Genomic DNA, 11,948 nt, shown 5'->3' with positions numbered 1-11,948 from the left:
CGACGCCTGACTATCTCGAACTGTCGAAAACGACCTGAGCGGTCTCTTTCCAGGCCACCGGCAGGTAGCGCTGGCGGATCGCCTCTTCCTTGGCGGCCAACGCCGCCGGGTCGAAGGCGTACTTTTCCAGCTCCGCCGCCCACACCGTGACGTCCCACGGCTCCAGGTAATCCAGCAGATCCCCACCGACCTCCGGAATCGAAGCCGCACTGGAGGCCAGGCAGTACTTGCCCGCCGCCAGGCTTTCCGCCACCGGCAGGCCCCAGCCTTCGTATAGGGACGGGAAGGCCGTCATCATGCAATGGCGATACAGGTGCATCAGATCCGAGTCGGAGACATTGTTGAGGATGCGGATATGGTCTTTCGTGCGCGGATCAAGGCTGATGTCCATCAGCAGATCCCCCACGCCCCAGCCCGGCATGCCGACGAACACCAGCTTGGGCAGGTCCTGCACGCCTTTGTCGACCAGGCGCGTGTAGGCCCGGTACAGCACCTCATGGTTCTTGCGACGCTCGATGGTGGACACGAACAGCACGAAGCGCTCCTTCAGCAGGGCCTTCACGTCCGCGCTGATGTCGTCGCTCAACTCATGGGACAACTGGCAACCCAGTTTGACCACCGCCGTCTCCGGAACAGGCGCGCCCAACTCGCCGAGCAGCGAAATCAGGTCTTTGCGGGTGCATTCCGAAATGCACAGGATCTTGTCCGCGCACCAGGCGACATCGGTGAAGTAGTTGGCGAACTTGGCCGCCACGTCACCCACGCACAGGTGCGGCAAGCGCACAGGGATCACGTCGTAGCAGCAAAGGACGACCCGCAGGCCGACCTTCTTCTTGAGCTCGTACAGGTACGGCAGATCCTTGTTGTCCCAATCCAGGCCGACGGAAATGTAGCTGTCGCCCCTGGAGAAGGGATGCCCGGCGATGCCGGCCTTGCGGGCAACCGGCGCGAACACGTAACCGCGGTTGGCCGGCTTCAGGAAGGCCTTGGCCGCCGAACGCAAATGCCGCACGCCGATCACCGCCTCGACGATCGAGACCCGACGCTGCTGGAAGAACTGATAGATCCGCCCGCTCAGGCGCGTCGGCAGCCGGTTCAGCACCTTGATGGCCTTATCCTTGAGCCGGGCTTCGATCGAGCTTTTGTTCGCGGCGCCGCTGGCGACCTTGCCTGGCGCCACGGCGTGGGCGCCGGAAATGCGCTTCAGCGTGGCCGCGACGTCACCGGCCGAGACCGCCGCGTAGCCGGCGGCATGGTCGTAGGCGCAGAACTTCACGTCTTCGCCGGCAGCGATCAGCTCAAGCGCGTGGGCAGCGGCTTCCGCCTCGGTGCGGATAATGCCTACCGCTGGCCGGCGCCAGCCCAGAATGGTCGTCACATCAAACCAGGTGGTCATGCCTCTTGCGCCTTCTTCTCAATGACTTGTGCCGCTGCTTGCGGAATCGGTTCCAGGCTCCGGGCCCAGGTCAACGGCTCACGGGACGCTCTGTCCGGCCCCTTGCCCTCTGTCGACGCCGGCCCGGTCAAACGGCCGCGGATCGCGGCGTGAAACTCGGCGGGCGAACGCGCGACGCTGATTTCCGGCTGGCTCAGATGCTGCTCGAACCCGCGGAACGCCGACTCGGTCCCGACCACATACTTGCCCGAATAGATGGCTTCCGCCGTCTTGATGTTCGAACCGCCGCCATGGGGGATCGGCAACAGGAACGCATGGGCGAGGGTCTTCACGGCATCCAGGTCTTCGTCGGGCAGCATGTACAGCAACTGCAGGCGCGACAGGTTCAGCTGGCCCCAACGACTGTCGCGCAGCGTCGCCTCCAGGTGCTCGCACACGCTGCCGACCACCACCAGCTTGCTGTCCGGCGGGATGCACGCCAGGGAACTGCCCAGGCACTCGTTGAACCCCTTGAAGTTCGGCGGGTGAGCACTGGCGACGTAGAGGATCCACGGCGATTCCGGCAGGCGCGCCTTCCAGGTCTCCAGAACCTCGGCCTTGGCGGTCCACGGCGCGATGCCGTTGGGTGCGAGCAGCGGCATCGCCGCGCCCCAGGCCTTGAGGATGTCATAGTCCGCCTGCGTGACGGCCACGGCGATGTCCGCCTCCAGCGCCGCCTTGCGCTCCAGCGCCTCGATGTCGGCGATCACCGGCGCTGCGCCCTTGATGCCGTAGCTGTCGAGGATTTCCTGCTTCAGCGGCGCTTCGATGTTCTGCGAACCGTAGATCAGGCAGGCGTTGCGGTACTGGGGCATCTGCTTGATCTTCAGCACCAGCGGCCACAGCCACGGCTGCTCGACATGGATGACGTCGATGGCCGGCGGCAGCTTCTTGAGGATCTCCGGGAACCCGCCCTGCTCCGAGGCCGCGAACTCCCCCGAAAGCAGGTCATTGATCAAGGGCACGTACGCGCCCTTGTACTTCCTGAAGTCGCTGCCGGCCGGGAACTTGACGTCGTTCGGCCCCAGCGTCGACGGCGGATACCCTTCCGGCTCATAGACCGCCAGGTGAGTCACGCTCCAGCCGCTTTGCTCGAAGGTCGAGGCGATGTTGGCCACCCGCACCTGCCCGCCGTGCCGGGGACTGGCGATCGGATAGGTACTCAGCAATAAAACCGTTTTCAAATTATGAACCTTCAGAATTGATGCTTCGCGACCGGCGACCGCGCCTGACCTCTTCGCTCACAGAAGCGCGGTCGCCGTTGGCTGCCAAAAGACCCGGAGCCTCAGGCGCCCGTGATCAGCGCCTCGACGTCCTTGAACCGCGCCTGCATCAGCGCCTCGTCGCCCTTCGCTTCGACATTGAGCCGCAACAGCGGTTCGGTGTTGGAACCGCGCAGGTTGAAACGCCAGTCACCGAAGGACAGGCTGATGCCGTCGGTCTTGTCGAGCTCCGGGCCGTGCGGCAGGTAATGCGCCAGCACCTTCTCCAGCACCGCCGGCACGTCCGCCACCCGGTAGTTGACCTCGCCGCTGCAGGGGTAAGCGGCAATCCGCTCGTCGACCAGCTGGGCCAGCGTCTTGCCGGTGGCGGACATCAAGGCCGCCACGAGCAGCCACGGAATCATCCCGCTGTCGCAGTAGGCAAAGTCGCGGAAGTAGTGGTGGGCGCTCATTTCGCCGCCGTAGATCGCATCTTCCAGGCGCATGCGCTCCTTGATGAACGCGTGCCCGGTCTTGCACAGCACAGGGACGCCGCCGGCCTGCTCGACCTGGTCGATGGTGTTCCAGGTCAGTCGCGGGTCGTGGATGATCTTGCTGCCCGGGTGCTGCTTGAGCAGCATCTCGGCCAGCAGGCCCACGATGTAGTAACCCTCGATGAACCGCCCGTTGCCGTCGAAGAAGAAGCAACGGTCGAAATCGCCGTCCCAGGCCAGGCCGATGTCGCAGCCGTTGTCCAGCAAGGCCTGGCGGGTCAGGTCACGGTTTTCCGGCAGCAGCGGGTTGGGCACGCCGTTGGGGAAATGGCCGTCCGGCTCGGCGTTGATGACCACCCACTCGAACGGCAGCCGGTCGATCAGCGCCTGCAGCGCCGGGCCTGCGGCACCGTTGCCCGGGTCGGCCAGGACCTTCAGGGGCTTGAGCGCGGCGACGTCGATGTAGGTCAGCAGGTGCTCGATGTAGCGCCCCTTGTCCGCCTCGACGCGAACGCTGCCCGGCGTGGCGGCCAGCGGGCCCAGGTCACCGCTGTCGACGCGGTCGCGGATGGCGTTGAGCCCGGTGTCGCCGCTGATCGGCCGCGACTGCGACTTGACCAGCTTCATGCCGTTGTAGCCCTTGGGGTTGTGGCTGGCCGTGATCATCACGCCGCCGTCGGCGCCGAACGCGCTGGTGGCGAAATACACCTCTTCGGTGCCGCACAGGCCGATGTCGATCACATCGGCGCCGGCTTCGAGCAGGCCCCGCGTCATCGCCTCGGCCAGCATCGGGCTCTCGAGCCGCATGTCCCGACCCAGCACAATGCTTTTGCCTTGAAGCTCAGTGACCATCGCCCGGCCGATCCGGTAGGCGACCTCTTCATTGAGGTCCGAAGGCACCTGGCCGCGAATGTCGTAAGCCTTGAAGCACTGGGTCTTGATAGGGGTATGCATGCTGGTCTCTTGCTCGGGATTCAGGTGACGGCACGCCGGGAACATCCGCTGCGCGCCGTCGGGATGGATGGGTGTCGAAGATCGACACATGCAAATAAGCCTGACCGGCAGAACATGCACCGGTCAGGCTTATGGCGTCCGGCCCGCAGTTACTTGTCGACGCGGCCGTAGTTGTCTTCGAAGCGGACGATATCGTCCTCGCCCAGGTAATCGCCGCTCTGCACTTCGATCAGCACCAGCGGAATCACGCCCGGGTTCTCCAGACGGTGCTGGTGGCCGGCGCGGATGAAGGTCGATTCGTTGGTGTTCAGCATCAGCTTCTGCTGATCGTTGACCACCACCGCCATGCCCTCGACGACGATCCAGTGCTCGCTGCGGTGGTGATGCATCTGCAGCGACAGCGAGGCCTTCGGCTTGACGACGATGCGCTTGATCTTGAAGCGCTTGCCCTCTTCCAGGGTGGTGTAGGTGCCCCACGGGCGATGGACCGTGCGGTGCAGCAGGTGCACCGTGTGGCTGCAGGCCTTGAGCTGGCTGACGATGTGCTTCACGTCCTGGGCGTGATCCTTGTGGGCGATCATCACGGCGTCAGGGGTGTCGATGACCAGCAGGTCCTCCACGCCGACCAGGGCGGTCAGGCGCTCTTCGCTGTTCACGTAGTTGTTGCGCGAGTCGTGGGCCAGCACCTCGCCTTCGAACCGGTTGCCGTTCTCGTCCGCCGGGGTCAGTTCGCTCACCGCGTTCCAGGAACCGATGTCGCTCCAGCCGATGTCGCAAGGGATGGTCGCGACCTTCTGGGAACGCTCCATCAGCGCGTAGTCGATGGAGATGTCCGGCACCTGGGCGAACAGCCCGCTGTCCAGGGCCAGGCAACGGTAGTTGTCGGACGACGTCAGGCGCGACGCCTCGATGGTCTTGGCGACCGCGGCGACGACGTCGGGAGCGTGCTGGCGCAGCTCCTCCAGCACCGTGCCGACGCGGAAGCAGAACATGCCGGAGTTCCAGAAGTAGTTGCCGGCGCTGAGGTAGCCCTGGGCGGTTTCCAGGTTCGGCTTCTCGACGAAACGCGCCACCTTCAGGCCGCCCTTGAGCGGAGCGGACTTTTGCGCCTCGATGTAGCCGAAGCCGGTTTCAGGATAGGTCGGCTGGATGCCGAAGGTGACCAGCCAGCCCTCGGAAGCCAGGGTGACGGCGTTGGCCACGGCCGCCGCAAACGCTTTCTCGTCCTTGATCAGGTGGTCGGCCGCCAGCACCAGCATGTGGGCGTCGGCGCCGTGGCTGGCCTCCAGCGAGAGCGCCGCCGCAGCGACGGCGGCTGCGGTGTTGCGACCGAACGGCTCGAGGATGAAGCCCTGGGCGTGCCCGGCCTTGTTGACCAGGCCGTACTCGTCCTCGGTCTTGAACAGCAGCTCACGGTTGGTGACCGTCAGGACTTCGACAACCCCTTCCAGGCGCGAAGCGCGCAGGAACGTCTTCTGGATCAGATTCTGGCCATCCGGCAGCTCCATGAACGGCTTTGGATGGGCCTCACGGGAAACCGGCCACAACCGGCTGCCCACTCCGCCAGACAAAATTACGGGAATCAGTTCCATGCTCTAAATCCTTAAGCCCCTTCCCGCGGATGACCGGCGGGCAAGCGGGTTCAGTTATGTTTCTGGTCGTTCGTGCACCGGATTCAGTGCAAAACCCTCGCCGCTGGCGGCCATTCTACAGCGCCAGCCCCCCATAGATCACTCGGCACGTGCATACGGGCCACAGCAACCGACAGAACGGCCGGCCTCACATCGTCGGGTGGTCCAGCAGCTTCTGAAGATACTGACCGTAACCGGTCTTCTTCAGACGCTCGGCCTGAACCTTCAGTTGCTCTGCGTCGATCCAGCCGTTGTTGTAGGCGATCTCTTCCAGGCACGCGACCTTCAGCCCCTGACGGTGCTCGATGGTGTGGACGAAGTGCCCGGCCTCCAGCAGCGAATCGTGCGTACCGGTGTCCAGCCAGGCGAACCCGCGGCCCAGCATTTCGACGTTGAGGGTCTTCTGCTCCAGGTACGCGCGGTTGATGTCGGTGATTTCCAGCTCGCCGCGCGCCGATGGCTTGATGCCTTTCGCGATCTCGACCACTTTGTTGTCGTAGAAGTACAGCCCGGTGACCGCATAGTTGGATTTGGGCTTCAGCGGTTTCTCTTCGATGCTCAGGGCGCTGCCCGATGCGTCGAATTCGACCACGCCGAAGCGCTCCGGGTCACTGACGTGATAGCCGAACACCGTCGCCCCGGAAGGCTGGGCATTGGCCGAACGCAGGTTTTCGGTGAAGTACTGCCCGTAGAAGATGTTGTCGCCCAGGATCAGGCAGCACGGATCGTCGCCGATGAACGACTCGCCGATGATGAACGCCTGCGCCAGGCCGTCGGGGCTTGGCTGCTCGGCGTAGCTCAGCTCGATGCCGTAGAGGCTGCCGTCGCCCAGCAGCTTGCGGAAATTGGGCAAGTCTTCAGGGGTGGAAATGATCAGGATTTCACGCATGCCGGCCAGCATGAGCACCGACAGCGGATAGAAAATCATCGGCTTGTCGTAGATCGGCAGCAACTGCTTGGACACACCGAGCGTGACCGGATGCAGACGGGTGCCCGAGCCGCCGGCCAGGATGATGCCTTTACGGTTTGTCTTGATCATTTGTTGAGAATTTCCCTAAGCATTCGTGTGACGCCACTTTGCCAATCCGGCAAGTGCAAAGAAAAGTTGTCGCGCAGTTTCTGGTTGCTCAGCCGCGAGTTCAGGGGGCGGCGGGCCGGGGTCGGATAGGCGGCGGAATCGATCGGATTGATCTGCGTGACCGCCAGCTCCTCGCCGAGGTCCCGGGCAAGGCCGATGACGAAAGCGGCGTAGCCGTGCCAGGACACCTCACCGCCGGCCACGAGGTGATACACGCCTGCCAGTTCGGGACGCTGTTGGACCTGCTGGATGGCGTGGGCCGTGACGTCTGCGATCAGGTCCGCACCGGTCGGCGCGCCGACCTGGTCGGCGACGACGTCGAGGCTTGCGCGCTCACGGGCCAGCCTCAGCATGGTCTTGGCGAAATTGCCGCCGCGGGAGCCATAGCACCAACTGGTGCGGAAAATCAGGTGCTTGCAGCCGCTGGCGATGATCGCCTGCTCACCCGCCGCCTTGCTGGCGCCGTAGTGGTTCAGCGGGGCCACCGCATCGGTCTCCAGCCAAGGCGCGGCCCCCTCGCCGCTGAAGACGTAATCGGTGGAATAGTGGATCAGCCACGCCCCCAGGCGCGCCGCTTCCTCGGCCATGACCCGGCTCGCCTGGGCATTCACCCGTTCGGCCAACTCCCGCTCGGCCTCGGCCTTGTCGACGGCGGTGTAGGCCGCGGCATTGACGATGACGTCCGGCCGCACCGTTTGCAGGGTCGCGCGCAGACCGTCCAGGTCGGCAAGATCTCCGCACAGCCCCGGCGCCCCATGACGATCCAAGCAGATCAGCTCGCCGAGGGGCGCGAGCGAGCGTTGCAGCTCCCAGCCCACCTGCCCGCTTTTGCCCAGCAGTAGAATCTTCATGGCTTGCCCGAACGGCCCGCGTAGTTCTGCTCGATCCACTGCTGGTAGCTGCCGCTCTTGACGTGGGCCACCCACTCCGCGTTGTTCAGGTACCACTCGACGGTCTTGCGGATGCCGGTCTCGAAGGTTTCCTCGGGCGCCCAGCCCAGCTCACGCTGGATCTTGCTGGCATCGATGGCATACCGCTGGTCGTGGCCGGGACGGTCCTGGACATACGTGATCAGGTCCGCATGCGGGCGATGGGCGGATTCCGGACGCAGCTCATCGAGCAAGGCGCAAAGCGCATGCACCACTTCGATGTTCTGCTTTTCGTTGTGTCCGCCGATGTTGTAGGTCTCGCCGACGACGCCCTCGGTCACGACCTTGTAGAGCGCCCGCGCGTGATCTTCGACATACAGCCAGTCGCGCACTTGGTTGCCTTTGCCGTACACAGGCAACGGCTTGCCTTCCAGCGCGTTGAGAATGATCAGGGGGATCAGCTTCTCGGGGAAATGGCAGGGGCCGTAGTTGTTGGAGCAATTGGTGACCAGGGTCGGCAGGCCATAGGTACGGGCCCAGGCGCGAACCAGATGGTCCGAACTGGCCTTGCTCGCCGAATACGGGGAGCTCGGCTGGTAGGGCGTGGTCTCGGTGAAGAGGTCTTCCGGCCCTTCCAGGTCGCCGTACACCTCGTCGGTCGAGATGTGATGGAAGCGGAAGCGCGCCTTGCGCGCCTCGTCCATCGCGCCCCAGTACTGGCGCGCGGCCTCAAGCAGGGTGTACGTGCCGATGATGTTGGTCTGGATGAATTCGGACGGCCCGGAGATCGAGCGGTCGACGTGGGACTCCGCGGCCAGGTGCATGATCGCATCCGGCTGATGCTCATTGAGGACGCGGTCGATCTGCCCGCGGTCGCAGATGTCGACCCGCTCGAAAACGTAACGCTCGTCCTGGCTCACTTGCGCCAACGATTCGAGATTACCGGCGTAGGTCAGCTTATCGACGTTCACCACGGAATCGGGCGTGTTGGAAATGATGTGACGGATAACGGCCGAGCCGATGAATCCGGCACCGCCGGTTACGAGAATTTTCACGCGAAGTCATACCCTTGAGCTGCTGACGGATCGCCGACCGGGCGATGTCAAATCCACGAATACAAAAGCCCCTGAACGAAGAGGCCTCTATCGAAATCGGTCCTGACGGAAGCGCAAAGATGCCTCCAGTCGGTCAGGGCGGCATTTTACAGCTTAATGAACGATTTACTAATGGATCTGGATAGGCTGCGGATCAAACGGAACAGCATCGACATTCGGCTTTGTCGCCGCATGTGTCAGGCGAGACGTTTGCGGGACGCCCTGGACGACCGCCCGAAAAGCCAACCGATCAGCGGGCCGATCAACATGCCGAACAGCAACGCCAGCACCATGATCAACGACACAGGCAGCTCGGGGCCGACCCAACCCATGAAGCGCAGCGAAAGCGGTTGCTGGTTTTCCAGCATGAACGCAAGGGTGGCCAGCACCGGCACCAGCAGGAAGACGCCTGCCACGATACGTTTGAGAGGGCTCATGCCGACTCCCCGGAAAGCAGCATGACGATCAAAGCCCCTCCTCCTCTTCGTTCACACGGTCACGCAATTCCTTGCCAGGCTTGAAGTGCGGAACGAACTTCCCGTCGAGGCTGACGGATTGGCCGGTCTTTGGGTTGCGGCCGACGCGCGGCGCACGGTAGTGCAGGGAAAAGCTGCCGAAGCCACGGATCTCGATGCGATCCCCGGTCGCCAGGCATTGGGACATTTGCTCAAGCATGGTCTTGATGGCCAACTCCACATCCTTGGATGAGAGCAGCCCTTGATGGGTGACAATTCGTTCGATCAACTCCGACTTCGTCATGTTTTTCCCTTCTTTTTCAAGCAGCTAGATCAGCGCTTCAAAGGTTTTAGCACGCCCTGAAGAATTTGAACAGCCCAGGGATTGACATATCTTCAACGCCCCGGAAACACCCGCTTTCGGCCCTGCGACGGCTGCGGAGTCACCGACAGATCACCAGCATGGTGCGCGTCACGTAGCCTGCCGGGTTGAACCCGAAAGGAAAGACGTCCTCCTCCTTCGCGTCGTCGGATCTCGCCAACACCTTGTAGCCAGCCCCCTTGCACTCCTTGGCGGCCCGCTTGAGACACCTGTCCCATCCGGACCCCAACCCCGAACAGTCAACCTCTATGCCGCTGACGCCGTGCACCGCATGCGTCTTTGCGCCAGTCGTGCACCCCGCCAACGCCAACATTGCAAACAAAACAATCAGCTTGCTCATTCCGATCCTTATGCCAGGCAAACAGCCCGACCACTGCACTCTTCAATTCAAGCCTAGCTGCGATTGGGCAATTGATCCGCCCAGAGAAACAGACCGCAAAAAAAACGATCCGGTTTCATTCAGTTGCCGAAACCGCTTCATCAAGACCGCGAACGTCAAATCGCAGGCACAAAAAAGGGCGACCGAAGTCGCCCTTTTTCATGACCGATCAGAACTTAGTTCTGTTTGGCCATTGCTTGCTTCAGCAGTGCCGCCATGGTGGTGTCGACTGCTTCGCCTTCCGGAGCTGCTTTCAGGCTCTGGATGGCTTCTTTCTCTTCAGCGTCGTCTTTCGACTTGATCGAGAGCTGGATTACGCGGCTCTTACGGTCAACGCTGATGATCTTGGCTTCGACTTCCTGGCCTTCTTTCAGGACGTTACGCGCGTCTTCAACGCGGTCACGGCTGATTTCGGAGGCTTTCAGGGTCGCTTCGATGTCGTCGGCCAGAACGATGATGGCGCCTTTGGCGTCAACTTCTTTCACGGTGCCCTTGACGATAGCGCCCTTGTCGTTCTCTTGAACGTACTCGGAGAACGGATCGCTTTCCAGTTGCTTGATGCCCAGGGAGATGCGCTCGCGCTCTGGGTCAACCGACAGGATAACGGTGTCCAGCTCGTCACCCTTCTTGTAACGACGCACGGCTTCTTCGCCGGTTTCGTTCCAGGAGATGTCGGACAGGTGAACCAGACCGTCGATGCCGCCGTCCAGGCCGATGAAGATACCGAAGTCGGTGATCGACTTGATGGTGCCGGAGATCTTGTCGCCCTTGTTGAACTGGCCAGAGAAGTCTTCCCATGGGTTCGACTTGCACTGCTTGATGCCCAGGGAGATACGACGACGCTCTTCGTCGATGTCCAGAACCATGACTTCCACTTCGTCGCCGACTTGTACGACTTTCGAAGGGTGGATGTTCTTGTTGGTCCAGTCCATTTCGGAAACGTGCACCAGACCTTCAACGCCTTCTTCCAGCTCAGCGAAGCAGCCGTAGTCGGTCAGGTTGGTCACGCGCGCCATGACGCGGGTGCTTTCCGGGTAACGGGCTTTGATGGCAACCCACGGGTCTTCACCCAGTTGCTTCAGGCCCAGGGAAACACGGTTACGCTCGCGATCGTACTTCAGAACCTTGACGTCGATCTCGTCGCCGACATTGACGATCTCGGAAGGATGCTTGATGCGCTTCCAGGCCATGTCGGTGATGTGCAGCAGGCCGTCCACGCCACCCAGATCGACGAATGCGCCGTAATCGGTGAGGTTCTTGACGATACCTTTGACTTGCTGGCCTTCCTGCAGGGATTCCAGCAGAGCTTCACGCTCGGCGGAGTTCTCGGCTTCCAGGACGCTGCGACGGGAAACGACAACGTTGTTGCGCTTCTGGTCCAGCTTGATGACCTTGAATTCCAGCTCTTTGCCTTCCAGGTGCGTGGTGTCGCGCACTGGACGGACGTCAACCAGGGAACCTGGCAGGAACGCACGGATGCCGTTAACGTCGACAGTGAAGCCGCCCTTAACCTTACCGTTGATAACGCCCTTGACCACTTCCTCGGCTGCGAAGGCTGCTTCCAGAACGATCCAGCATTCAGCGCGCTTGGCTTTTTCACGGGACAGTTTGGTTTCACCGAAACCGTCTTCAACCGAGTCCAGAGCAACGTGAACTTCGTCACCGATGTTGATGTTCAGGTCACCCGAATCGCTCTTGAATTGCTCCAGAGGGATGAGTGCTTCCGACTTCAGGCCAGCGTGGACGGTTACCCAGCCCATTTGGTAGTCGATATCAACGATAACGCCGGTGATGATGGAGCCTGCCTGAAGGTTCAGGGACTTTAGGCTTTCTTCAAAGAGTTCCGCAAAGCTTTCGCTCATTTTAATTCCTGTAGATTAGGGCGAAGGATACGCCCATAGCCACACCCCAGACGGCATGGATCAGTTTCATTTAAAAGAAGCGCCGCAGGACTATGACTGGTCCCCTGCCGCCT

At 62.1% G+C, this 11,948-nt stretch carries 11 protein-coding genes; all 11 read right to left on the bottom strand.

Annotated features, from left to right (window positions below):
- Positions 1 to 10: 10 nt before the first annotated feature.
- The 11 genes from CAG29_RS06490 to rpsA all read right to left on the bottom strand — a co-directional run bounded on the left by CAG29_RS06490 (position 11) and on the right by rpsA (position 11,835).
- Positions 11 to 1,396, bottom strand: coding sequence for a glycosyltransferase family 1 protein (locus tag CAG29_RS06490; protein WP_085693998.1), 1,386 nt, complete (start codon positions 1,394 to 1,396; stop codon positions 11 to 13).
- Positions 1,393 to 2,619 carry a glycosyltransferase family 4 protein gene (locus CAG29_RS06485; protein ID WP_139831346.1) on the bottom strand — a complete coding sequence of 409 codons (1,227 nt, stop codon included), beginning with the start codon at positions 2,617 to 2,619 and terminating at the stop codon, positions 1,393 to 1,395. The genes CAG29_RS06490 and CAG29_RS06485 overlap by 4 nt, the downstream gene beginning before the upstream one ends.
- Before the next feature lie 101 nt (positions 2,620 to 2,720).
- The gene (locus tag CAG29_RS06480; protein WP_085694012.1) at positions 2,721 to 4,085 is read right to left on the bottom strand and encodes a phosphomannomutase; all 1,365 of its coding nucleotides are present in this window, start codon (positions 4,083 to 4,085) and stop codon (positions 2,721 to 2,723) included.
- A 149-nt stretch (positions 4,086 to 4,234) separates the two neighbouring features.
- The gene (locus CAG29_RS06475) at positions 4,235 to 5,677 is read right to left on the bottom strand and encodes a mannose-1-phosphate guanylyltransferase/mannose-6-phosphate isomerase (RefSeq protein ID WP_085578039.1); all 1,443 of its coding nucleotides are present in this window, start codon (positions 5,675 to 5,677) and stop codon (positions 4,235 to 4,237) included.
- 187 nt (positions 5,678 to 5,864) lie between these two features.
- Complete coding sequence (rfbA, locus tag CAG29_RS06470) at positions 5,865 to 6,755, bottom strand: glucose-1-phosphate thymidylyltransferase RfbA (protein WP_085578040.1); 891 nt, start codon at positions 6,753 to 6,755, stop codon at positions 5,865 to 5,867.
- A complete protein-coding gene (gene rfbD / locus CAG29_RS06465) occupies positions 6,752 to 7,645 on the bottom strand; it encodes a dTDP-4-dehydrorhamnose reductase (protein WP_085693996.1) in 894 nt (297 codons plus the stop codon). The genes rfbA and rfbD overlap by 4 nt, the downstream gene beginning before the upstream one ends.
- A complete protein-coding gene (gene rfbB, locus CAG29_RS06460) occupies positions 7,642 to 8,718 on the bottom strand; it encodes a dTDP-glucose 4,6-dehydratase (RefSeq protein ID WP_085629763.1) in 1,077 nt (358 codons plus the stop codon). The genes rfbD and rfbB overlap by 4 nt, the downstream gene beginning before the upstream one ends.
- 236 nt (positions 8,719 to 8,954) lie before the next feature.
- Positions 8,955 to 9,194: a LapA family protein gene (locus tag CAG29_RS06455; RefSeq protein ID WP_085578043.1), complete on the bottom strand. Its 240-nt coding sequence runs from the start codon at positions 9,192 to 9,194 to the stop codon at positions 8,955 to 8,957.
- A 28-nt stretch (positions 9,195 to 9,222) separates the two neighbouring features.
- A complete protein-coding gene (gene ihfB, locus CAG29_RS06450; protein ID WP_077047287.1) occupies positions 9,223 to 9,516 on the bottom strand; it encodes an integration host factor subunit beta in 294 nt (97 codons plus the stop codon).
- A gap of 139 nt (positions 9,517 to 9,655) precedes the next feature.
- Positions 9,656 to 9,934 (bottom strand): hypothetical protein, encoded by a 279-nt coding sequence (locus CAG29_RS06445; protein WP_085578044.1) that lies wholly within the window; start codon positions 9,932 to 9,934, stop codon positions 9,656 to 9,658.
- A gap of 215 nt (positions 9,935 to 10,149) precedes the next feature.
- Positions 10,150 to 11,835 (bottom strand): 30S ribosomal protein S1, encoded by a 1,686-nt coding sequence (gene rpsA / locus CAG29_RS06440; protein ID WP_085578045.1) that lies wholly within the window; start codon positions 11,833 to 11,835, stop codon positions 10,150 to 10,152.
- Positions 11,836 to 11,948 lie beyond the last annotated feature (113 nt).

The organism is Pseudomonas sp. B7(2017) (assembly GCF_002112745.1).
GTDB classification, from domain to species: Bacteria; Pseudomonadota; Gammaproteobacteria; order Pseudomonadales; family Pseudomonadaceae; genus Aquipseudomonas; species Aquipseudomonas ekonensis.
This window is presented reverse-complemented; position numbering and strand designations above follow the sequence as displayed.